The sequence below is a fragment of the Arthrobacter sp. BG3 genome (genome assembly GCF_056680185.1).
This window is the reverse complement of the sequence record NZ_CM155270.1, coordinates 1314843-1337839: the sequence shown is the minus strand read 5'-3', so window position 1 is coordinate 1337839 and position 22997 is coordinate 1314843. Positions and strand designations below refer to the sequence as shown.

The 22997-nt window shown below is 67.4% G+C and carries 21 protein-coding genes; 17 read left to right on the top strand and 4 right to left on the bottom strand.

Annotated features, from left to right (window positions below; translation table 11 throughout):
• Nucleotide 1: 1 nt before the first annotated feature.
• The 6 genes from iolD to AC1MFL_RS05820 all read left to right on the top strand — a co-directional run bounded on the left by iolD (nucleotide 2) and on the right by AC1MFL_RS05820 (nucleotide 7936).
• Nucleotides 2-1963: a 3D-(3,5/4)-trihydroxycyclohexane-1,2-dione acylhydrolase (decyclizing) gene (gene iolD, locus AC1MFL_RS05845; protein WP_479814004.1), complete on the top strand. Its 1962-nt coding sequence runs from the start codon at nucleotides 2-4 to the stop codon at nucleotides 1961-1963.
• A 48-nt stretch (nucleotides 1964-2011) separates the two neighbouring features.
• Nucleotides 2012-3529, top strand: a complete 1518-nt coding sequence (locus AC1MFL_RS05840; RefSeq protein ID WP_479814003.1) for a CoA-acylating methylmalonate-semialdehyde dehydrogenase — start codon at nucleotides 2012-2014, stop codon at nucleotides 3527-3529.
• Between the two features lie 31 nt (nucleotides 3530-3560).
• Complete coding sequence (locus AC1MFL_RS05835; protein ID WP_479814001.1) at nucleotides 3561-4472, top strand: sugar phosphate isomerase/epimerase family protein; 912 nt, start codon at nucleotides 3561-3563, stop codon at nucleotides 4470-4472.
• 27 nt (nucleotides 4473-4499) lie between these two features.
• Entirely contained in the window at nucleotides 4500-5513 is a 1014-nt protein-coding gene (locus AC1MFL_RS05830; RefSeq protein WP_479814000.1) for a Gfo/Idh/MocA family protein, read from the top strand.
• 88 nt (nucleotides 5514-5601) lie between these two features.
• Nucleotides 5602-6474 carry a sugar phosphate isomerase/epimerase family protein gene (locus AC1MFL_RS05825; protein WP_479815332.1) on the top strand — a complete coding sequence of 291 codons (873 nt, stop codon included), beginning with the start codon at nucleotides 5602-5604 and terminating at the stop codon, nucleotides 6472-6474.
• A gap of 97 nt (nucleotides 6475-6571) precedes the next feature.
• A complete protein-coding gene (locus AC1MFL_RS05820; protein WP_479815330.1) occupies nucleotides 6572-7936 on the top strand; it encodes a sugar porter family MFS transporter in 1365 nt (454 codons plus the stop codon).
• Nucleotides 7937-8012: 76 nt separating this feature from the next.
• Here the strand turns inward: AC1MFL_RS05820 and AC1MFL_RS05815 are convergent, their stop codons facing one another.
• Nucleotides 8013-8462 carry a MarR family winged helix-turn-helix transcriptional regulator gene (locus tag AC1MFL_RS05815; RefSeq protein ID WP_479813998.1) on the bottom strand — a complete coding sequence of 150 codons (450 nt, stop codon included), beginning with the start codon at nucleotides 8460-8462 and terminating at the stop codon, nucleotides 8013-8015.
• A gap of 172 nt (nucleotides 8463-8634) precedes the next feature.
• On the opposite strand from AC1MFL_RS05815, the gene AC1MFL_RS05810 reads away from it, so the two are divergent.
• The 7 genes from AC1MFL_RS05810 (at nucleotide 8635) to AC1MFL_RS05780 (ending at nucleotide 16354) form a co-directional block, all read left to right on the top strand.
• Nucleotides 8635-9924, top strand: a complete 1290-nt coding sequence (locus AC1MFL_RS05810; protein ID WP_479813996.1) for an MFS transporter — start codon at nucleotides 8635-8637, stop codon at nucleotides 9922-9924.
• Between the two features lie 317 nt (nucleotides 9925-10241).
• Nucleotides 10242-11237: a substrate-binding domain-containing protein gene (locus AC1MFL_RS05805; RefSeq protein WP_479813994.1), complete on the top strand. Its 996-nt coding sequence runs from the start codon at nucleotides 10242-10244 to the stop codon at nucleotides 11235-11237.
• Between the two features lie 52 nt (nucleotides 11238-11289).
• A complete protein-coding gene (locus AC1MFL_RS05800; RefSeq protein WP_479813992.1) occupies nucleotides 11290-12339 on the top strand; it encodes an ABC transporter permease in 1050 nt (349 codons plus the stop codon).
• A gap of 17 nt (nucleotides 12340-12356) precedes the next feature.
• Nucleotides 12357-13271, top strand: a complete 915-nt coding sequence (locus AC1MFL_RS05795; protein ID WP_479813990.1) for an ATP-binding cassette domain-containing protein — start codon at nucleotides 12357-12359, stop codon at nucleotides 13269-13271.
• 142 nt (nucleotides 13272-13413) lie between these two features.
• The gene (locus AC1MFL_RS05790; protein ID WP_479813988.1) at nucleotides 13414-14529 is read left to right on the top strand and encodes a Gfo/Idh/MocA family oxidoreductase; all 1116 of its coding nucleotides are present in this window, start codon (nucleotides 13414-13416) and stop codon (nucleotides 14527-14529) included.
• Nucleotides 14529-15323 (top strand): TIM barrel protein, encoded by a 795-nt coding sequence (locus tag AC1MFL_RS05785; RefSeq protein WP_479813986.1) that lies wholly within the window; start codon nucleotides 14529-14531, stop codon nucleotides 15321-15323. Before AC1MFL_RS05790 ends, AC1MFL_RS05785 begins: the two co-directional genes overlap by 1 nt.
• Nucleotides 15320-16354, top strand: a complete 1035-nt coding sequence (locus tag AC1MFL_RS05780; protein ID WP_479813985.1) for a Gfo/Idh/MocA family protein — start codon at nucleotides 15320-15322, stop codon at nucleotides 16352-16354. Before AC1MFL_RS05785 ends, AC1MFL_RS05780 begins: the two co-directional genes overlap by 4 nt.
• 99 nt (nucleotides 16355-16453) lie before the next feature.
• Here the strand turns inward: AC1MFL_RS05780 and iolB are convergent, their stop codons facing one another.
• The 3 genes from iolB to AC1MFL_RS05765 form a co-directional block, all read right to left on the bottom strand.
• Entirely contained in the window at nucleotides 16454-17350 is an 897-nt protein-coding gene (iolB, locus tag AC1MFL_RS05775) for a 5-deoxy-glucuronate isomerase (protein ID WP_479813983.1), read from the bottom strand.
• A 156-nt stretch (nucleotides 17351-17506) separates the two neighbouring features.
• The gene (locus AC1MFL_RS05770; protein ID WP_479813982.1) at nucleotides 17507-18247 is read right to left on the bottom strand and encodes a GntR family transcriptional regulator; all 741 of its coding nucleotides are present in this window, start codon (nucleotides 18245-18247) and stop codon (nucleotides 17507-17509) included.
• 132 nt (nucleotides 18248-18379) lie between these two features.
• On the bottom strand, nucleotides 18380-19219 hold the full coding sequence (locus AC1MFL_RS05765) for a gamma-glutamyl-gamma-aminobutyrate hydrolase family protein (RefSeq protein ID WP_479813980.1): 840 nt from the start codon (nucleotides 19217-19219) through the stop codon (nucleotides 18380-18382).
• Between the two features lie 53 nt (nucleotides 19220-19272).
• Between AC1MFL_RS05765 and AC1MFL_RS05760 the strand changes: the two genes are divergently transcribed.
• The 4 genes from AC1MFL_RS05760 to AC1MFL_RS05745 all read left to right on the top strand — a co-directional run bounded on the left by AC1MFL_RS05760 (nucleotide 19273) and on the right by AC1MFL_RS05745 (nucleotide 22984).
• Nucleotides 19273-19761 (top strand): SRPBCC family protein, encoded by a 489-nt coding sequence (locus AC1MFL_RS05760; protein ID WP_479813979.1) that lies wholly within the window; start codon nucleotides 19273-19275, stop codon nucleotides 19759-19761.
• 129 nt (nucleotides 19762-19890) lie between these two features.
• Nucleotides 19891-20598 carry a FadR/GntR family transcriptional regulator gene (locus AC1MFL_RS05755; protein WP_479813978.1) on the top strand — a complete coding sequence of 236 codons (708 nt, stop codon included), beginning with the start codon at nucleotides 19891-19893 and terminating at the stop codon, nucleotides 20596-20598.
• Between the two features lie 195 nt (nucleotides 20599-20793).
• Nucleotides 20794-22182: an MFS transporter gene (locus AC1MFL_RS05750; RefSeq protein WP_479813977.1), complete on the top strand. Its 1389-nt coding sequence runs from the start codon at nucleotides 20794-20796 to the stop codon at nucleotides 22180-22182.
• Between the two features lie 28 nt (nucleotides 22183-22210).
• On the top strand, nucleotides 22211-22984 hold the full coding sequence (locus AC1MFL_RS05745; protein ID WP_479813975.1) for an SDR family NAD(P)-dependent oxidoreductase: 774 nt from the start codon (nucleotides 22211-22213) through the stop codon (nucleotides 22982-22984).
• Nucleotides 22985-22997 lie beyond the last annotated feature (13 nt).

Here is a 22997-nt window from a genome sequence, read left to right as displayed (position 1 = left end):
CATGGGAACGAGAACTGCCCCCGGAACACGCAGACTGACGGTCGCCCAGGCCGTCGTCGAATACCTGTCCAAGCAGTACACCGTCGATTCGATCGGCGGCCAGGACTACCGCGAGCGGCTCATCCCGGGCACCTTCGGGATCTTCGGCCACGGCAATGTTGCCGGCGTCGGCCAGGCCCTCAAGCAGTACCAGCAGCTTGATCCGACGATCATGCCGTACTACCAGGGCCGCAACGAACAGGCCCAGGCGCACCAGGCCGTCGGCTACGCCCGCCACACCCGCCGCCGGCAGACCTTCGCGATCAGCACCTCGATCGGCCCGGGCTCCTCGAACCTGCTCACCGGCGCTGCCCTGGCCACCACCAACCGGCTGCCGGTGCTCCTGCTGCCCAGCGACACCTTCGCCACCCGTGCCGCGGACCCCGTCCTGCAGCAGCTCGAACAGCCCCACGGCTACGACATCACGGTCAACGACGCGTTCCGTCCGCTGTCCAAGTTCTTCGACCGGGTGACCCGGCCCGAGCAGCTGTTCTCCGCGTTCCACCACGGCCTCCGGGTGCTGACCGACCCGGCCGAGACCGGCGCCGTCACCATCTCGTTGCCCCAGGACGTGCAGGCCGAGGCTTTCGACGTGCCCGGGGAATTCCTCGCCGAACGCGAATGGCGGATCCGCCGCCCCGACGCCGACGACGGGGACATCCGCCGCGCCGCCGAGGCCATCCGCGCCGCCAAGCGCCCGCTTATCATCGCGGGCGGCGGCGTGCTCTACGCCTACGCCAACGAGGAGCTCGCGAAATTCGTCGAACTGACCGGCATCCCGGTGGGCAACAGCCAGGCCGGCGTCGGCGTCCTGCCCTGGGACCACAAGTTCTCCCTCGGCGCGATCGGCTCCACCGGCACGACGGCGGCCAATGCCATCGCCGCCGACGCGGACCTGGTCATCGGCATCGGCACCCGCTACGAGGACTTCACCACCGCCTCCCGGACCGCGTTCCAGAACCCGGATGTGAAGTTCATCAACATCAACGTCGCCGCGATCGACGCCTACAAGCACGGCACCTCGCTGCCCATCGTCGCCGACGCCCGCAAGGCCCTGGTCAAGCTGAACCAGGCCCTGGGCGGCTACCGGATCGGCGCGGACCTCGAGCAGCAGATCGCGGCCGAGAAGACCCGCTGGGACGCCACCGTCGACGAGGCCTTCAACACCCGCTTCACCCCGCTGCCGGCCCAGAACGAGATCATCGGCGCGACACACCGGGCCATGGACGCCCAGGACGTGGTCATCTGTGCCGCCGGTTCCCTCCCGGGCGACCTGCACAAGATGTGGCGCGTCCGGGACCCGTTCGGCTACCACGTCGAATACGCCTACTCCTGCATGGGCTACGAAATCCCCGGCGGCCTCGGCGTCAAGCGCGCGGCGCTGGCCGAAGCCGCGAGGGGCGGCGCGCAGCGCGACGTCGTCGTGATGGTGGGGGACGGTTCCTACCTCATGATGCACACCGAACTCGTCACCGCCGTCGCCGAACGGATCAAACTGATCGTGGTCCTGATCCAGAACCACGGCTACGCCTCGATCGGCTCGCTCTCCGAGTCCCTCGGCTCCCAGCGCTTCGGCACCCAGTACCGGGCCCTGGACGAGGAACACCACAGCTTCGACGACGGTGACCGGCTCCCGGTGGACCTGGCCCTGAACGCCGAAAGCCTCGGCGTGAAGGTGATCCGGATCGAACCGGGGGAGAAGGTCATCGCCGAACTCGAACAGGCCGTCCGGGACGCCAAGGCGGCCCCCGAACGCGGCGGCCCGATCCTCATCCACGTCGAATCCGACCCGCTGCTGGACGCCCCCAGCTCCGAGTCCTGGTGGGACGTCCCGGTCTCCCAGGTCTCCGAGCTCGACTCCACCAAACAGGCCTTCCAGACCTACATCGACCACAAGAGCCACCAGCGCAAGCTGCTCGGCTGACCCCGGCCCCCCGAGCCACCGAGCATCCAAACCCCCAAGGACATTTTCATGAGCACCCCCACCGTCACCACCACCAAAACCATCCACCACTTCATCAACGGCGCCGAAACCGCAGGCGCCGGGGACCGCACCCAGCCCGTCTACAACCCCGCCACCGGCGCCGTCACCGCAGAGCTGCGGCTGGCCAACCGGGCGGACCTGGACGCCACCGTCGCCGCCGCCCGCGCCGCGGCCGACAGCTGGGGCGAGTTCTCCCTCGCCAAGCGCACCGCCGTGTTGTTCAAGTTCCGCGAACTCGTCGCGGCCCACGTGGACGACCTCGCCGAGCTGATCACCGCCGAGCACGGCAAGGTCCTCTCCGACGCCAAGGGCGAAATCGGCCGCGGCCTCGAAGTCATCGAGTTCGCCTGCGGCATCCCGACCCTGCTCAAGGGCGACTACTCGGACCAGGTCTCCACCGGGATCGACGTCTTCTCCTTCCGCGAGCCGCTCGGCGTCGTCGCCGGCATCACCCCGTTCAACTTCCCGGTCATGGTGCCGCTGTGGATGGCGCCGATGGCGATCGCCACCGGCAACGCCTTCATCCTCAAGCCCTCCGAACGTGATCCCTCCGCCTCGATGCTGCTGGCCAAGCTGTGGAAGGACGCGGGACTTCCTGACGGCGTCTTCCAGGTCCTGCACGGCGACAAGGAAACCGTCGAAGGCCTCCTGACCCACCCGGACGTGGACGGCATCTCCTTCGTCGGCTCCACCCCGATCGCCAAGTACGTCCACGAGACCGCCACCGCCCACGGCAAGCGCGTCCAGGCCCTCGGCGGCGCGAAGAACCACGCCATCGTCATGCCCGACGCCGACCTCGACAACGCCGCGGACCACCTCGCCGCCGCCGCCTTTGGCTCCGCCGGGGAGCGCTGCATGGCCATCTCGGTCGCCGTCGCCGTCGGCGACGCCGCGGACGTGCTGGTCGACAAGGTCCGGGAACGTGCCCTCGCCGTCAAGGTCAACAACGGCACCGCGCCCGACGCCGAAATGGGTCCGGTCATCACTCCGGCCTCCAAGGAACGCATTGTCCGGATCGTCACCGAAGCCGAAACGGCCGGTGCGGCCATGGTGGTGGACGGCCGCGACCTCGTCGTCCCCGGCCATGAGGACGGCTTCTGGGTCGGCCCCACCGTCCTGGACCACGTCAAGACCGAAATGACCGCTTACAGCGAGGAAATCTTCGGACCCGTCCTCGTGGTGGTCCGGGTCGAGGACCTCGACGCCGGCATCGCCCTGATCAACTCCAACCCCTACGGCAACGGCACCGCCATCTTCACCTCCTCCGGCGCCAACGCCCGCAAGTTCCAGCGCTCCGTCACGGTGGGGATGATCGGCATCAACGTGCCGCTGCCCGTGCCGGTGGCACACCACTCCTTCGGCGGCTGGAAGGCCTCGCTCTTCGGCGACAAGCACATCTACGGCCCTGAAGGCGTTTCCTTCTACACCCGCGGCAAGGTAGTCACCTCCCGCTGGCCGGAGCCGACCCACGCCTCCGGCGCCTCCTACAACTTCCCGTCCAACTAGTCCCGGCCCGAACAAGAAAGACAACGCTGTCATGACTGAGAACAAGCTGATCATCGGCACCGCGCCGGACTCCTGGGGCGTCTGGTTTGCGGATGACCCCAAGCAGACCCCCTGGGAACGCTTCCTCGACGAGGTGGCCGAATCCGGCTACAAGTGGATCGAGCTGGGCCCCTACGGCTACCTGCCCACCGACCCCGCCCGGCTGGCCGAGGAACTCAAGGCCCGCGATCTGAAGATCTCGGCCGGCACCGTGTTCACCGCCTTCCACCGCGGCCTGGACCAGTGGGAATCCGCCTGGGAACCGGCCCGCAAGGTCGCCGAGCTCACCGCCGCGATGGGCGGCGAACACATCGTGGTCATCCCGGCGATGTGGCGCGATGACGTCACCGGCGAAGCGGTGGAGAGCGGTGAGCTCAGCGAAAAGGCCTGGGCCGACCTCTTCGCCGGGCACAACCGCCTCGGCAAGACCCTGCTGGAGGACTTCGGCCTGAAGCAGCAGTTCCACTCGCACGCCGATTCGCATGTCGGCGCGCAGGAGGACATCGAGAGCCTGCTCGCCGCCACGGACAGCAAGTACCTCAACCTGTGCCTGGACACCGGCCACGCCGAATACTGCGGCGCCTCCAGCCTGGAACTGATCAAGAACTACCCGGACCGGATCGGCTACCTGCACCTCAAGCAGATCAACCCGGACATCCTCAGGAAGGTCAACGAGGAAAACATGACCTGGGCCGCCGCCAACCTGGCCGGCGTGATGACCGAACCGCCGAACGGCCTGCCGGACCTGCGCGCCGTCATCGAAGCCGTCGAGGCGCTGAACCGGCCGATCTTTGGCATTGTGGAACAGGACATGTACCCCGTCGCGTTCAACGTCCCGATGCCGATCGCCAAGCGCACCCGCAACTACCTGCTCTCCTGCGGCTCCCGCACCGCCGTCAACTAGACGTCAACCAGAACTGAGGACAAGACCATGACCAAAACCCTCCGCGTAGCTGTCATTGGCGCCGGCCGTATGGGCGCAGACCACATCCAGCGGCTCAACACCCGCATCCACGGCGCCGAAGTTGCCGCCGTCGTCGACGTTGACCTTGCCCGTGCCCAGGCCGCGATCGAAGGCATCCCGGGCGCCGTCGCCCTCGCCGACGCCGACGAGGCCCTCAACAACGGCGACGTCAACGCCGTCCTGATCGCCACCCCCGGCTTCCTGCACGAGGACATCCTGCTCAAGGCGATCGCCAAGGATATCCCGATCCTCTGCGAGAAGCCGCTCACCCCGGACGCCGCTTCCGCCTGGAAGATTGTCGAGGCAGAGCAGAAGCTTGGCCACCAGCGCATCCAGGTCGGCTTCATGCGCCGCTTCGACGCCGAATACGCCGCCCTCGGCAAGATCATCCGAGACTCCGAACTCGGCGAGCTGCTGATGCTGCACCACCAGCACCGCAACCCGACCACCCCGCCGGGCTTCACCAACGAAATGCTGATCAACGACTCCGTGGTGCACGAATTCGACGCCATCCGCTACTTCACCGGCGAGGAAATCACCTCGGTCCAGGTCCGCCTCGGCAAGGCCACCCGGAACGCCCCGGCCGGCCAGCACGACCCCCAGCACGTGCTGATCGAAACCGAATCCGGCGTCCTGGCCGACGTCGAGATCTACGTCAACGCCAAGTTCGGCTACGAGGTGGCCACCCAGGCCTCCTTCGAGGACGGCATCGTGAGCATCGGCGGGGACAAGGGCCCCTACACCCGCAGCAACGGCCGCTGGGGCGGCAACGTCACGCCCGGCTTCGAGGAGCGTTTCGGCGCTGCCTACGACGTCGAAATCCAGTCCTGGGTCGATGCCGCCCGGCGCGGTGAAATCGGCGGCCCGACCGCCTGGGACGGGTACGCCACCGCCGCCTGCTGCGAGGCCGGCGTCGAGGCGCAGAAGAACGGCGAAAAGGTCGCCGTGAAACTGAACGCCAAGCCCGGCCTCTACCGCTAGGAGGAACGCGGAAGGGGGCCACGGCCTCCTTCTGCGTTCCCTCCGGCCCTACGTACAACCTGACTGATCCACCATGGAGAGTTCCGAAGTGAAAATCGCGCTTGATCCAACGCCCTTCCACCACTCGCACAGCCTGCTCGAGTTTCCCCGGGTGGTGGCGGACCTCGGCTACAAGTACATGCAGATGACCCCGCACGCCGATCTCATCCCGTTCTACAACCACCCGAAGGCCGATGACGAACTGGTGGGCCAGCTCAAGGCGGCCTGCAAGGATGCCGGCATCGAAATCGCCTCGGTGCTGCCGGTGTTGCGCTGGTCCGGCCCGGATGAGGATGCCCGCGAGGCGGCCGTCCGGTACTGGAAGCGTGCCATCCAGATCGCCGTGGACCTCGGGGTCAGCACCATGAACACCGAATTCAGCGGACGCCCGGAAAAAGCCGAGGAATCCGAGCGCGCGTTTTACCGCTCCATGGAGGAACTGCTGCCGATCATCGAACGCGAAGGCATCGACCTGCTGATCGACCCGCACCCGGACGACTTCGTCGAGGAGGGCCTGGCCGCGGTCCGGGTGATCCGCGGCCTGAACTCCAAGAACGTCGGCCTGGTCTACGTCGCCTCCCACAGTTTCCACATGCAGAACGCGCCGCTGGAGATCATGCGCGCCGCGGGGGACAAGCTCCGCCTGGTCCACGTCGCCGACACCATGGACCACCACGCCTCCCACGGGCTGCGCTACATCACCAACCCACCCGGCAACCCGGTCCGGGTGCACCAGCACCTGAAGATCGGCGACGGCGACGTCAACTGGGACGAGTTCTTCGGCGGTCTCAAGGAAATCGGCTTCCTGGACCGTGAGGACACCGTCATGGTCTCCAGCGTCTTCGCCGAGGACGACGACGCCGCCGAGGTCTCCCGCTACCAGCTGGACACGATGAACACCTACATCGAAAAAGCCCGGTAGCGGCCGCCCTGTGCAGAGAGTAGAAACCACACCCACCAGTCCTTCGGCCCGCACCGCGGGCGGCCCCGCCGGTGCCCCCGCGAATCCCAAGGGGTTCATGCGGCGGGTCGCCCTGTTCTCGACCTTCGGCGGCCTGCTCTTCGGCTACGACACCGGCGTTATCAACGGGGCACTGCCGTTCATGCAGCGCGACCTTGGGCTGACACCGCTGACGGAGGGCCTGGTCACCTCGACCCTGCTGTTCGGCGCGGCCTTCGGCGCCATCACCGCCGGCCGGCTCTCCGACCGGTTCGGCCGCCGCAGGACGATCATGGCGCTGGCCCTCATCTTCGCCGTCGCCACCATCGCCTGTTCCCTCGCCCCCACAACGGAGCTGCTGGTCGCGGCCCGGACCGTCCTGGGCCTGGCTGTCGGCGGGGCCTCGGTGATCGTGCCCGTGTACCTCGCGGAAATGTCACCGGCAGCCCAACGCGGGCGGATCGTCACGCAAAACGAACTCATGATCGTCACGGGCCAGTTCCTGGCGTTTACGTTCAACGCCGTCCTGGGCAACGCCTTCCCCGAGGCCTCCCACGTGTGGCGCTGGATGCTGGTCATCGCAACACTGCCCGCCGTCCTGCTCTGGTTCGGAATGCTGGTCCTGCCCGAAAGCCCCCGCTGGCTGGCCTCGGCCGGACGCTTCGGCGAGGTCCTCGAAGTCCTGCGCAAGACCCGCGCACCGGCCGATGTCTCCACGGAATTCGATGAAGTGCGGCAGGCTGCCCGGGAAGACTACCAATCCCGGCTCGGGACCTTCCGCGACCTCACCGTGCCGTGGATCCGCAGGATCTTCGTGGTGGGGCTGGGCATGGCGGTCATCAACCAGATCAGCGGCGTCAACGCCATCATGTACTACGGCACCTCGATCCTCTCCAGCTCCGGCTTCGGGGACAAGGGCGCCCTGCTCGCCAACGTCGTCAACGGTGTCACCTCCGTCGTCGCCGTCATTGTCGGCATGTCCATGATGACCCGGGTGCGCCGAAAGTCCATGCTTGTGGCCGGCCTCGTCGGTACGTCATCCTCGCTGCTGGCCATTGGCCTGATTTCGATGCTGATCCCGGCGAGCACCCTCCGGGGCTATCTGGTGCTGCTGTTCATGGTGACGTTCCTGGCGTCCATGCAGTCCTGCATCGGCACCGTGACGTGGCTGACGATGTCCGAAATCTTCCCGCTGCATGTCCGCGGGATCGGCATGGGCATCTGCGTGTTCGTGCTGTGGATGATCAACTTCCTGATCGGATTCTTCTTTCCGCAGATGGTCGCCTGGATCGGCGTCTCCATGACGTTCTTCATCTTCGTGGCCATGCAGCTGGCAGCGATCGTCTGGGTGAAACGGGTGGTCCCGGAAACCAAGGACAAGTCCCTGGAAGACCTGGAGCACTACTTCAAGAGCGCGGCCGCCAAGCAGCCCGCCACCGCATAGCCTTCCAGCACAAAGCCCTGCCCGCGGCCCGACGCGGGGCAGGGCTTTGTCCGTGCCCGGAAGCCGGGCCGCGTTGCTAGGCGTGCGCGAGCAGCGTCGGGAGGGCGTCGACCAGTGGCGCCAGCTCCGGAACCTCCCGCGCCTCGGCCAGCGCCCGCTCCAGTGTGGCGTCATGGCTGGGCCGGGCCTCCTCCAGCAGTTTGATGCCGCTCGCCGTCAGTTCGGTGTAGATTCCCCGGCGGTCGTCGGCACACAGGATCCGGGTCAGCAGCCCCCGGTCCTCGAGGCGGTTGACCAGGCGCGTGGTGGCGCTGGCGCTCAGCGCGGTGGCGCGGGCGAGCTGCTGCATCCGCATATGCCAGCCATCCTGGCGGCTCAGCGCGTCCAGCACGGTGTACTCCACGACGGACAGCTGCGCCACCGCCTGCAATGAGCGCTCCAGCTCCGCCTCGATCAGCCCGTGCAGGGCCGCCAGGGTCCGCCAGCCTTGCGCCCGGACCTCGACGGCGTCGTCCTTGATGCCCATCAGTTCTTCCCTTCAGATCAGCCTGCCCGGCCCCGAATCTCCGGGAACACAGGCAGCCCACAATTTAGTTGCTTGCGCGGCATAGTTGCTTGTGCAACAATAAATAACGCGTCTGCAACTAATAGCTTACGCTTCGCATTTCTTTCCGTACAGTTTTCGAAGGAGCACCTCCATGCCTATTGGCCTGATAGCACTCGCCCTCGGTGGGTTCGGGATCGGACTCACCGAGTTCGTCATCATGGGTCTGCTGCCCGAAGTGGCCACGGACTTTCAGGTCAGCGAGGCGACGGCGGGCTGGCTCATCTCCGGCTACGCGCTCGCCGTCGTCGTGGGGGCCTTGCTCCTGACCGCCGCCGTGACACGCTTCGAGCGCAAGCCGGTGCTCGCCGTGCTGATGGTGCTGTTCATTGCCGGCAACCTGGTCTCCGCCATCGCACCCGACTACGCGCTGATGATGATCGGCCGCATCATCGCGGCGCTCGCGCACGGCGCCTTCTTCGGTATCGGCGCCGTGGTTGCGGCCAGCATGGTCGCCCCTACCAAAAAGGCCGGGGCAATCGCCATCATGTTCACCGGGCTCACGGCCGCCAATGTGCTGGGCGTGCCGTTCGGCACAATGCTGGGGCAGGCCGCCGGCTGGCGGTCCACCTTCTGGGCGATCACGGGCATCGGTGTGCTCGCGCTGGTCGGCATTCTCACCCTGGTTCCGAAAACCGGTGCGGGCGAGGCGGCACCCGGTTCTGCCCGTGGCACACTCCGCGGGGAGCTCCGTGCCTTCCGTTCCGGGCAGGTCTGGCTCTCCATCCTGGTCACCATCCTCGGCTACGGCGGCATGTTCGGCGCCTTCACCTACATCGCCTTCACGCTCACCGAGGTCACCGGATTCTCGGCCTCCACCGTGCCGTGGCTGCTCATCCTGTTCGGCGTGGGACTCTTCATCGGCAACACCGCGGGCGGCAGGGCGGCCGACCGGAACGTGGACCGCACCCTGCTGGTGGCGCTCGCCGCCCTGGTGGTTGTGCTGATGGCCTTCGCACTCACAGCCGGCAGCCAGCCGGTGACCATTGCCTCCATGGTGCTGCTGGGCGGCTTCGGCTTCGCCACCGTCCCCGGGCTGCAGATGCGCGTCATGAAGTACGCCACGACGGCGCCCACCCTGGCGTCCGGCGCCAACATCGGTGCCTTCAACGTCGGCAACGCCCTGGGGGCATGGATGGGCGGCGTGACCATCACCGCCGGCCTCGGCTACACCTCGCCCATCTGGGCCGGCGCCGGGATCACTCTGCTGGGCTTGGGGGTCATGGTGTTCGCGGCAGCCGCCGCGAAGCGGCACGGCGCCGGACAGGCCCCGCGCCCCGAAGCCTCCGGGACCGACGTGGCCTCCGGAACCGGAGCGGCTACCGGGGCCGACGCCGTCCGCGCGGACGGCGAACGGGAGAAGGTGGACGTCCAGCGGGCCTAGCGGCCCCCCATCGCAGGGGCCATCGCTGCCGTTGCGGCGCCGGCAGCGACGACAGCGCCGGCAGCGACGACAACGACAACAGCGACGACGGCGGCCCCTGGGGCTCCCGCCGTCGTCGTTTCCGGCTGAGCCTCAGGTCCTGGAATCGCTGTCAGCCCGGAGGTTCTTTACGCGCACAACCGCATTAGTTACGTGATTACATCCTAATGTCAGGACAAACTGTTGACAGAAGTGAGCTAAATCACCATGATCGAGGTAGGCATTATTCCGGCGGCTGCAAGGTAGCAGCCCGGAGCTGAGATCAAAGGAGATTCACGGTGGCTAAATTTTCCTGGCGCAAGGCAACCCTGGTAGCGGCAGTTGTCCCGATGCTGGCACTGAGCGCATGTTCAAGCACCGGCGGCAAGCCGGCCGACTCAGGCAACGCCGCCGCCGGCGGCCAGGCCGCTTCGACCGCCCGGATCAAGGTCGCCCTCATCACCCACGCTGCGGCGGGCGACACCTTCTGGGACATCGTCCGCAAGGGCGCCGAGGAAGCATCGGCGAAGGACAACGTTGAACTCCTCTACACGTCGGATCCCGAAGCCGGGCGCCAGGCTCAGCTCATCCAGCAGGCAATAGACCAGAAGGTCGACGGCATCGCGGTCACGCTCGCCAAGCCCGAAGCCCTCAAAGATGTCCTGAAGAAGGCCGCCGACGCCGGCATCCCGATTGTGAGCCTCAACGCCGGCGAGGATGTCTCGGCGCAGCTGGGAGCGTTTACCCACTTCGGCTCGAACGAAAAGCTCGCCGGTGAGGCAGTCGGCACACGGCTCGCGGCGGAGAACTTCAAGCACCCGATCTGCGTCATCCAGGAACAGGGGCACGTCGGACTTGAAGCACGGTGTGCTGGTGTCAAGGCGAAGGTGCCCGGAACGGAGATCCTTTACGTTGACGGCAAGGACATGACCTCTGTCCAGTCCACCGCGACTGCCAAGCTCCAGGCGTCCAAGGACGCCGACGTCGTCATCGGCCTCGGCGCTCCCTTCACACTGACTCTCCTCAAGTCGGTCACTGACGCGGGCAGCTCGGCCAAGGTGGCAAGTTTCGACCTGAACGCGGATCTCGCCCAGAAGATTGTGGACGGTGCAGTTCTGTTCACCGTGGACCAGCAGCCGTGGCTGCAGGGCTACATGTCCATTGACGCGCTCTGGCAGAACAAGCGCGGCGGCTTCAAGCTCGGCGGCGGCCAGTCGGTCCTCACCGGTCCGAGCATCGTCGACAAGAGCAACGCGGCTGATGTCCTGAAGTTCGCCCAGCAGGGCATCCGCTAACAGCCCGCTGGCCGGGCCGGTTCACGCCGGCCCGGCAGCAAGGAGATTCATCATGACCATCACCCAGACCAAGCCAAAGCCGGCGGCGCCCGATGAGCGCGTCGCCAAGCGCAGTCCGTTCCAGAAACTCCTCGGGCGTCCCGAGGTCGGTGCCCTGGTGGGCGCCATCGTCCTCTTCATCTTCTTCGCATTGGTGTCCCCGACGTTCACCCAGCCCAATGCCTTCGCGACCATCCTCTACGGTTCCTCCACTATCGGGATCATGGCGGTGGGGGTGTCCCTGCTGATGATTGGCGGGGAGTTCGACCTCTCCACCGGTGTCGCCGTGATCTCCTCGGCGCTGACCGCGTCGCTGTTCAGCTGGTACTTCAGCACGAACGTCTGGGTCGGCGTGGCCCTGGCCCTGGTGGTGTCCTTGTCCATCGGATTCATCAACGGCTGGATCCTGATGAAGACCAAGCTGCCGTCCTTCATCGTCACCCTGGCGACGTTCCTGATGCTGACCGGCCTGAACCTGGGCCTGACCCGGCTGATCGGCGGCTCGGTGTCCTCGCCCTCGATCTCGTCCATGGAGGGCTTCGCCTCGGCCCGGGCGGTGTTCGCCTCCTCGGTGTCCATCGGCGGCGTCGAAGTCAAAATCACCGTGTTCATCTGGTTCGCGCTCGTCGCCGTGGCGACGTGGGTGCTGATGCGGACCCGGGTGGGGAACTGGATCTTCGCGGTCGGCGGGGACGCGAATGCGGCCCGCGCCGTGGGCGTGCCAGTCAAGGCCACCAAGATCGGACTGTTCATGGCCGTGGGGTTCTGCGGCTGGATCCTGGGCATGCACAACCTCTTCGCCTTCGACGCTGTGCAGTCCGGTGAGGGCGTGGGCAATGAGTTCCTCTACATCATCGCCGCGGTCATCGGCGGCTGCCTGCTCACCGGCGGCTACGGCTCGGCGATCGGCGGCGCGATCGGCGCGTTCATCTTCGGCATGGCCAACAAGGGCATCGTCTACGCCCAGTGGAACCCGGACTGGTTCAAGTTCTTCCTGGGCCTGATGCTGCTGCTGGCCACCATCGTCAACCTCATCGTCAAGCGCCGCGCGGAACTGAAGTAAAGGGGCCTCCGAGAACCATGAACGCCAAAAAGATCGACCAGCAAACGCTGCTGCAGAACGAAAAAGACCCCCTCACCCACACCCCCGTGCACCTGCTCTCCCTCGACGGGGTCGCCAAGCACTACGGCAACATCATCGCCCTGAGTGATGTCACGATGGCCGTGGACAACGGCCGCGTCACCTGCGTCCTGGGCGACAACGGCGCCGGCAAGTCCACCCTGATCAAGATCATCGCCGGCCTGCACCAGCACGACGCCGGGATCCTGAAGGTCATGGGCGAGGAACGCAAATTCACCTCCCCCCGCGACGCCCTGGACGCCGGCATCGCGACCGTCTACCAGGACCTCGCGGTGGTGCCGCTGATGCCGATCTGGCGGAACTTCTTCCTCGGCTCGGAACTGACCTCAGGCTTCGGCCCGTTCAAGAGCCTGGACGTCGAGAAAATGAAGGAGATCACGCTGAAGGAACTCGCCGCGATGGGCATCGACCTGCGCGACGTCGAACAGCCCATCGGCCAGCTCTCCGGCGGTGAACGCCAGTGCGTCGCGATCGCCCGCGCCGTGTACTTCGGCGCGAAGGTCCTGATCCTGGACGAGCCCACCGCCGCCCTGGGCGTGAAGCAGTCCGGCGTGGTCCTTCGCTACATCCTGCAGGCCCGCGACCGCGGCCTCGGCGTCATCTTCATCACCCACAACCCGCACCACGCCTTCCCCGTCGGCGACCGGTTCCTGCTGCTCAAACGCGGCAAGTCCATCGGCTACTACGACAAGAAGGACATCACCCTCGACGAACTGACCGCCCAGATGGCCGGCGGCGCCGAACTCGCCGAACTCGCCCACGAACTCGAACAGCTCGGCGGCCACGGCGACGTCGTCAAGGAAGTCCAGAGCGAAGTGGCCGGGGTAGCCCAGACCACCGGCAACACCTACTAGCCCCACGGAAGAGGCAGGGCCCGCCCCTCCGGGCCGGCCCTGCCTCTTCATGGGCTGGTCGAGCCCCGGCCCGGAATCCGCGGCCACACCCCGGACCAGCTCCCAGACAAGCAGTTGTGATTACCTTTGAAAGGACGAGCCCATGGCTTACCTGAACCGAGACTCCACCAGTCACCCCGCGCCCGTGCGCATCGGGCTCATCGGCTCCGGCTGGATGGGCGCTTTCCACGCCGAGAGCATCGCCCGCCGGGTCCCGGGCGCCGAGCTCGCGGCCATCGCGGACCCCAACGTCGAGTCCGCCGCCGCGCTGGCAGCCGCACTGGGAACCGGCAAGGTGACCGCCGACGCCGGCGACATCCTCGCCGACCCGGAAATCGACGCCGTCATCATTGCCAGCCCGGCGCGTTTCCACTCCGCGCTGATCGCCCAGGCCGCCGCCGCCGGGAAGCATGTGTTCTGCGAGAAGCCGGCCGGTCAGGGGCTCGACGAGCTCGACACCGCCCTGGCCGCCGTGGAGGCAGCAGGAGTGCATTTCCAGATCGGCTTCAACCGCCGGTACGCGGCGGACTTCCAGGCCGCCAAGAAGGACCTCGCCGCCGGAACCGTCGGAACGCCGCAACTGCTGCGGTCGCTGACCCGGGATCCCGGCACGGGAAGCATCCCGCACGCAGCCAGGGTCCCGGCGTGGACCGTCTTCCTGGAAACCCTGATCCACGACTTCGACACGCTGAACTGGTTCAACGAAGGCGCCGAACCGGTGGAGGTCTACGCCGTTGCCGACGCGCTGGTGGAACCCGGACTGCGCGACCAGGGCTTCCTGGACACGGCAGTCGTGACCATCCGCTACAGCAACGGTGCCATCGCGGTGGCCGAGGCAAGCTTCAGCGCCCTCTACGGCTACGACATCCGCGGGGAAGTCTTCGGCTCCAGGGGCATGGTTCAGGCCGGCCGCGCCACGGAAACCGCCGCGCGCCGGTTCACCGCCGAAGGGATGTCGGCCGACACCCCGCGGCTGAACATCGAGCTCTTTCGCCAGGCCTACACCGATGAACTCGTCGACTTTGCCGACGCCGTGCGCGCACGGCGCGACGGCACCACGCCGCCGTCGGCCGCCTACTCCCTCACGCCCGGGGCTGCTGACGCCCGGCGCGCCCTGGCCGTGGCGCTGGCCTGCATCGAGTCGGTCAAGCGCGGCGCCCCCATGGCTGTCAACACAGTCGCCGTCAACACGGCCGCCAACCAGACGGCAGTCCTCTGATGCGCCTGGCCGTCTGCGCGGAGATGGTCTTCACCGAGCTCCCCTTCACGGAGCGGGTGCGCCGGATCCACGAGGCCGGGTTCGACGTCGAACTCTGGGACTCCAGGACTAAAGACATCGGAGCCCTCAAGGCCACCGGGGCCGTGTTCTCGTCCATGACCGGATACACCGCCGGCAGCCTGGTGGACCCCGAGTCGGCCGATGAGGTGGTGCGGACGGCCGAGTGGCTGATCCCCACCGCCCTGGAGCTCGGCGTGAGCCGGATGGTGGTGCACCCGGCCGAACTCGTCGACGGCCACGCGGCCCGTCCCGTCTACCGGTCCAGCGGGCCGATGTGGATCACCGGGGCCCGGACCCTCGAGCGGCTCGGCCGGCTCGGCGAGAAATACGGGGTGACGTTCTGCCTGGAGAACCTCAACACCATCCTCGACCACCCCGGCATCCCGCTGGCCCGCGCGAAGGACACCCTCGCGCTCGTGGCGGCCGCCGGCCACCCCAGGGTAAAACTTATGCTGGACCTTTACCACGCCCAGCTGGGGGAGGGGAACCTCATTGAACTGGTGCGGGCCGCCCTGCCCCACATCGGTGAGATCCAGGTGGCGGATGTTCCGGGTCGCTGCGAACCCGGAACCGGCGAAATCAACTACGCGGCCATCGCCCGGGCACTCGCCGAGGCAGGCTACGACGGCACCGTGGGCATGGAAGCCTGGGCCAGCGGCGACAGCGACGCCGCGCTGGAGGCCTTCCGGGCGGCATTCACCGTCCCCGCACTACACATAGGAGCAGACGCATGAAAGACGTAATGCTCGGGCTGGTCGGGGTGGGGCGGATCGGCGTAATGCACGCCAACAACATCGCCGGGCTCAACGGCGTCCTGAACCCGCAGGGCATCAACGTCCGGCTCCGGCTCACCGACGTCGCCGAAGAGCACGCCCGGAGCATTGCCGCCGGGCTCGGTGCCGAGTTCCTGCCGTCCGTGGAGGCGCTCCTCGCCTCCGGGCTGGACGGAGTCGTCATCGCCACCGGAACCGGGACCCATCCGGAGCTGATCAAGGCCGGAGTGGACGCCGGGATCCCGGTCTTCTGCGAGAAGCCCGTTGCCCTGAACGTGGCCGACGCCCTGCCGGTCCTGGACTACATCCGGGACCGGCACGGCGTGGTCCAGATCGGCCACCAGCGCCGCTTCGACGCCGGCTACCAGGAGGCCCGGCGTGCCTACCAGGCCGGGGAGCTGGGCTGGATCCACTCGCTGCGCGCCGTCACCTGCGACACGGCCCCGCCGCCGGTGGAGTTCCTGGCCAGCTCCGGGGGACTGTTCCGGGACTGCTCCGTCCACGATTTCGACATCCTGCGCTGGCTCACCGGCCGGGAAATCGTCGAGGTGTACGCCAGGGGCTCCAACAACGGGGACCCGGCCATCGGGGAAGCCGGCGATGTGGACACCGCCCTCGCGCTGGTGACCTTCGACGACGGCACCGTGGGAACGGTCTCGGCCACCCGGTACAACGGGGCGGGCCACGACGTGCGGCTGGAAATCCAGGGTTCCCGCCGTTCGCTCATGGTCGGCCTGGATGACAAATCGGCGCTGGCCTCGGCCGAAGCCGGGGTCTCGTTCCCGGCCGGAGAGCCGCACCGGACCTTCGCCGAACGGTTCGAGACGGCCTACCGCTCCGAGATGGCGGCTTTCGTCGAGTTGATCCTGGGCCGCCGGGACAACCCCTGCACCCCGGAGGATGCCGTGGCCGCCTCCCGGGTCGCGGACGCCGCCCAGGAATCCCTCGCGACCGGCGTGCCGGTCCGCGTCGTCCAGGCCGTGGCCGGCTGAACGGGCCGCCCCATCCGGTTCCGTCGCCGGGTGGAGCGCAAGAACCCCGGGGCCCAAGGGCTCCGGGGTTCTTTTGTGTCTGGAGTGGGTTGCGGCGCCTCAGGCGCCGAAGGGCAGCCGCGGATCGAGGTCCTGGCCTGCCCACGTCTGGCGGATCCAGCCGTGGTGCGGATCGTCGCTGATGCGCCACTCGCGGACCGGGCCGGGGCCAGCCATCACATTGAGGTAGTACAGGTCATAGCCCGGAGCCGCCATCGCCGGGCCGTGCCAGCCGTACGGCACCAGGACGACGTCGCCGGTCCGCACCTCCGCCGCGACATCGATGGGCCGCTCGTCCGAGGCGTACACGCGCTGGTAGCCGATCGCGTCGTCCGCCCCCGGCCGGGCCGGTGCACCGGGCGCCACCCGGGTTTCAAAGTAGTAGATCTCCTCGAGGCTGGTTTCGCCCTCCTTCTCCTCGTCGTGCTTGTGCGGGGGATAGGAGGACCAGTTGCCGGCCGGGGTGAGGACCTCGCAGACGATGAAACGGTCCGCCTCCAGCGTGGCGGGGGTGCCGAAGTTGTGGACCTGGCGGGAGCAGTTGCCGGCCCCGCGCAGTTCCACCGGGGTCTCCGCGGCCGTGATGAGGCGCGTCGGGTAGGAGGCCTTGGCCGGGGCCGTGGCCACGGCGACCCGACCGCCGCCGGCCGAACTGATGCTCAAGGCCCTGCCGGTTCCCGTATACAGGACGTCGCTGGGGCCGCTGAAGACGTCCGCCCGGCCGGCCAGCCGGTAATCCTCGCCGTCGACGGACACCGTAAAGGACCCGTTGAGCGGGACCACGATGCGTTCCTCGTCCGCGGCGGGGAGTTCGACGGCGGCCCCCTTGGCCAGCGTGGCGACCTTCAGCCCGGTGTGGGCCCAGCCTTCCACCGGAACGGCGGAATCTGACGGTCCCAGCGAGATGTCCCAGCTGCCTTGGGCAGCGGTGCCGAGCGGATAGACCCAGTTGGCCATGAATTCAGCCCTTTCGTTGTCACGCCGGAGGAAAGCGCGGTTAGTTGACGGGGGGTGTTCGTGGTGCGGTGCGGTGCGGTGCGGTGCGGTGTTCGCGGTGCGGTGTTCGCGACGGCGGGGCGCGCGTCGCCGGACGGCAGGCTGGCGCGGTGGCGCCTACCTTTGGACGAGCGTCATTTCGAAGCTGTAGGAATCCGCGCGGTAGACGTGGTGTCCGGTCTCCACCTGGCGGCCGGTGTCGTCCACGGCCGTGCGCTCCATGGTCACGAGGGCCGAGCCGGGGGTGGTTTCCAGCAGGGTGGCCTGGTAGTCGTTGGCGATCATGGCGCCGATCCGCTGTGAGGCGAGCCGGAAATTCACGCCGCCGTTGCGGAGGATTCCGTACAGGCCTTGTGAGCCCAGGAGCGCCTCGTCGAGGGGGGTGATGTCATCACGGACCCAGTTCTCCATCAGCGCCAGCGGTTTGCCGCCGACCTTCCGGAGCCGGGTGAAGTGGTAGACCTTGGCGCCGTCGGGGAGCTCCAGTGCCTTCCGGGTGGCGGGGTCGGCCTCATCGTGGGAGAAACTCAGCACCTCCGTGGTGGGCTTGCTTCCGTTGTTGCTGAGGTCATCGAACAGGCTGGAGAGTTCCAGGGGGCGCCGGACCTGGCTGGAGACCACCTGGGTGCCGACGCCGCGCTTGCGCACCAGCAGGCCGGAGCGGACCAGTTCGTCCATGGCTTTGCGCATGGTGGGGCGGGAGAGGTTCAGCTGGGCGGCCAGGTCGATCTCGTTGTCGAGCCGACTCCCCGGCGGAAGGATCCCGCCGTGGATCGCGGCTTCAATACCCTGGACCACCTGGTGGTAGAGCGGGACCGGGGAGTTCCGGTCGACGTTGAGTTTGAGTTGATTCGCCACTTTTTGAATAGCCACTGTTGAAGCGCTCCCTTGTGCCCCGGACCTGGGGCCCAGGCTGGGCCTCCGGTCACGTTCCTCGGCATATGTTCGCTTGATAGGACATACTGCCTAAGTTCATAATAGCAGGGCGTTTCAGGCCAGGGGAGACCTGCGACACACCTCAATGAAGGCAAGGAACGGGGCCAGCCGCTCCTCGGCCGGGAGTTCCAGGGCCTCGGGATGCCACTGCACGGACGCCACCCAGCGTTCCGGATCCTCGAGCGCCTCGACGGTCCCGTCCGCGGCCACGGCTGTCACGACGAGTCCGGCGGCGACCCGGCCCACGGCCTGATGGTGGCCGGAGGCAATCCTGACAGTGACGCCGGCGGTTCCGTTCCCTGCGCTGCCGGTACCGGTGTTGCCCGTGCCGCCCGCTCCGCCGCCGTTGCCGGCGGCTGTTCCTCCGCCTGTTTCCCCGCCGTACAGCCCGGCGACCTTGCTCCCGCCCTGCACCTCGACCTCGTGCCAGGCCCACGGCCCGGCCCCGTCCGCCGGCTCCGGTTCCCGGTGGGCCACGGTCCCCGGATCCATGTCCTGGACCAGCGTTCCGCCATAGAGCACGTTGAGCAACTGGTGCCCCCGGCAGACGCCGAGCACCGGGAGTCCCGCGCCGATCGACCGCCGGGCAATGGACATGTCCAGTTCGTCCTGGGCGTGGCTGACGTCGTAGCAGGCGTCTCCGGGCACCTCGCCGTAGCGCCGGGGGTCCAGGTCGCCGCCGCCCGGAAGGAGGACGCCGTCGAGCGCCTCGAGCGGCTCCTCCGGCGCCGACAGCAGCACCGGTTCGCCGCCGCCGTCGCGCACCAGTTCCACGATGTAGTCGAAGAGCGCGTTGGCCTCCGCCACCCGCGGATCCGGGTCCGTGGAGCTGCTGAGCCGGACGGGAATGCCGATGCGGGGCCGGCCGCAACGGGGGATGGACGGAGTCTGCATGATTTATTCTGCAACAGATCTTCTGTCCCGCAACGCAGGTCTAGGCTTAGCGGATGACCAACAGATATCTCGTGTCCCGCAGCCGCTTCATCGCGGCAGCTCCGGAAGCCATCTTCGAAGTGCTGTCCAACCCCGCGCTGCACAGTGTGATCGACGGATCGGACACCGTGAAGGGCGCCCAGCCGCGCGGCCCCGAACGGCTCGCCCTGGGTGCGAAGTTCGGCATGGACATGAACATGAAACTGGACTACAAGATCCTCAACACGGTGTGCGAGTTCGAGGAGGGCCGGAGGATCGCCTGGCGGCACTTCGGCGGCCACATCTGGCGCTACCTGCTGGAGCCTGCCACTGACGCCGCCGGCAACCCGGGCACCCTCGTCACGGAACAGTGGGACGCGCGGCAGGTGCGCGCCAGGATCCTGCTGCGCCTGGCCGGCTACCTCCGCCGCCACCCGGCCAGCATCGAGCAGACCCTCGCCAAGCTGGATGCCTACGTTGCGCCCCCCGGCCGGCGCGGAGCCGGCACTCCCGGGGCTTCCTGACGCCCGGGCAGTGCCCGCACGGGCCGTGCCGCCGGGCGGTGGACCCCGCCGCGTCCGGCGGGGTCTGTAATGTGGATGGCACCGGGAGCAAAAGGCAGGACTGAAGCAGGACTGAAGGTGGGAGCCGTGATGGGCCGCAGGACACTCGTTGACGACCTCGTCGACGGCCTGCTCGCCGACATCCTGGACGGCAAACTGCAGCCCCACCAAGCCATTCCCCCTGAGGCCGATATCGCCAGGGCCTACGATGTCAGCCGCCTGACGGTGCGCGAAGCGCTGAAGGCCCTGCGCGCGCAGAACATCCTCTATGTGAAGGCCGGCCGCGGAACCTTCGTCAATCCGTCCGACAACTGGACCGGCCTTGATGCCATCTTCAAGGCCGCCTCGCACGGCAGCGGGGCGGAGCAGGTGGGTGCGGGCCTGATTGAGATGCGCCGCATGGTGGAAACCGGGGCCGCCGCGCTGGCGGCCAAACGCCACACCCCCGAACATGCCCAGCAGATGCGCGAGTGCATCGCGGACATGAAACGCTTCCATGATTCCGGCGACCTGGATGCCTTTGTGGCGGCGGACATCGGCTTCCACGACGTCGTGCTGAAGGCCTCGGGCAATCCTTTCGTGCGGGCGCTGTTCGCCCAGCTGGGGCAGCTCCTGTACGTGAAGCGGCGCGAAACGTCAGCGGTCGAGGAGATCCAGCTGCATGCCATCGAGTACCACCAGAAGGTCCTGGACGGGATCCTGAGCGGCGACGCCGAACTGGCCCGCCGCAGCATGGACGAACACATGGACCAGACGTACCGGGACTACGAGCGCTACGTGCACAAGGCGGCGTCCTGACCGGACGGTCGCACGCCAGCCGGGGCTTGACGTAACCCGCGTCACTCTTTTATGCTCTTCCTCGTGCTCTTCCATCAGATGTCTGACATCTGACTCAGTTCTTTTCGAGCCGTTACACCCGGACTGAGCCTCCCCACCCTCCCCACGGAGATCCGCCACCACCGCCGGTGCGGGCCTCCGTTAGACAGAAGGTCGATGATGACTTCCCTCTCCCAAAAGCCCGCCGGACTCGGCGAGCTCGGCGAGCGCACGCTCCGCAAGGTCCGCCGCCGCGTTATGCCGCTGATCGTCCTGCTCTACTTTGTCGCCTACCTTGACCGCAACAACGTCGGCTTCGCCAAACTCACCATGAGCGAGGACATCGGCCTGAACGCCGCCGCGTACGGGCTGGGCGCCGGCATCTTCTTCCTCGGCTACGCGCTCCTCGAGATCCCCAGCAACGCGGGCATGTACCGGTTCGGCGCACGCAAGTGGCTGGCCCGCATCCTCATTACCTGGGGCATCTTCGCCACGGCCATGTGCCTGGTGAACGGCGAATCCACGTACTACATCGTCCGCTTCCTGCTGGGGGCCGCCGAGGCCGGGTTCTTCCCCGCAATCCTCTTCTACCTGACCCTCTGGTTCCCCGCCGCGCAGCGTGTGACCGTGCTCGGCATCTTCATTCTTGCCCAGCCGGTGTCCAACGCCCTGGGTGCCCCGGTGTCCGGGCTGCTCCTGCAGATGGACGGCGTCATGGGCCTTCAGGGCTGGCAGTGGCTGTACATCATCGAGGGCATCCCGGCCATCCTGCTGGGCCTGCTCACCCCCATCCTCATGACCGACCGCCCGCGGGATGCCAAATGGCTCGACAATGACGAGCGGGAATGGCTTGCCGGCACCATGGAAGCCGAACTGGCCGTGAAGTCCGGCGCCGGCAACCACAACTTCCTGGCCGGCCTCAAGGACAAGCGCACCCTGGTCTACTCCGCCCTCTACTTCGGACTGGTCTGCGGCATCTACGGGCTGGGCCTGTGGATGCCCACCATCGTCGCCGCCCTCGGCAAGTTCTCCACGCCGCAGATCGGCTTCATCGTCTGCATCCCGTACACCGTGGCCGCCGTCTTCGTGTACTTCTGGAGCAAGCGTGCGGACCGGACCGGGAAGCGCGCCTGGCACACCGCCGTCAGCATGCTGCTGGCCGGCATGGGCCTGCTGGCCGCAGGATACCTGCTGCCCGTCAACCCCGTTCTGGCCATGATCGGGCTGACGGCCTCGGCCATGGGCATCTACGGCGCCATCGCACCGTTCCTGTCCATGCCGTCCGCTGCGCTGACCGGGGCGGCAGCTGCCGCGGGCCTGGCCATGGTCAACTCACTGGGCAACCTGGGCGGCTTCGTTGCCCCCTACGCCGTGGGACTCCTGAACGACGCCACGGGCAGCAACCAAAGCGGCCTGCTGTTCCTGTCCCTGTGCCTGTGCATTACCGCGGTGGCGACGTACTTCTACGCCCGCAAACGTCCCGAAGGCGATGCCGCGCTGGATCCCGCACTGGCCGCGGCCGCCGCAGCGACCACCGGCTCCACGGCCCCCGCCACGATCTCCTGACCCCGACATTCCCAAAGGAAACACCAACATGAGCGCAACCACTTTCCCCACCGAACGCACAGTTGTCCTGACCGGCGCTGCGTCGGCTAGAGGCATCGGCCGCGCCGCCGCCGACCGGATGGCCAGCGAAGGATGGTCCATCGCCATCCTGGACATCAACGCCGAGGACGCCAAAGCCGCCGCCGCCGAGATCGGCTCCAACCGCGCGGTCAAGGCCATCGGCGTCGGGGCGGATGTCTCCGATGCGGCGTCCGTTGACAGGGCGATCACCGAGATTGAAGATTCGCTGCCGCCGATTGTGGCCCTGGCCAACCTGGCGGGCATCAGCTCCCCGACGACGTTCATGGAAACGACCGTCGAGGAGTGGGACAAGGTTTTCGCCATCAACATGCGCGGAACCTTCATCGTCTCCCAGCGGGTGCTCAAGGGAATGATCGAGCGCAAACTCGGACGGATTGTGAGTATCTCCTCCATCTCCGCCCAGCGCGGCGGCGGCACCTACTCCAAGGTTGCCTACAGCGCCTCCAAGGCCGGCATCATCGGGTTCACCAGGGCCCTGGCCCGGGAAGTGGGCGAATTCGGCGTCACTGTCAACGCCATCGCACCCGGTCCGATCGACACGGACATCATGGGCGGCGCGCTGAGTGACGAGCGCAAGGCCCAGATGTCCGAGGGCATCATGATGGGCCGCGTCGGCACCCGCGAGGACGTCGCGGCCCTGATCTCCTTCCTGCTGGGACCGGATGCGGGCTACATTACGGCCGCCACCTACGACATCAACGGCGGGCTCCAAGTTTCCTGACGCGATCCGGACC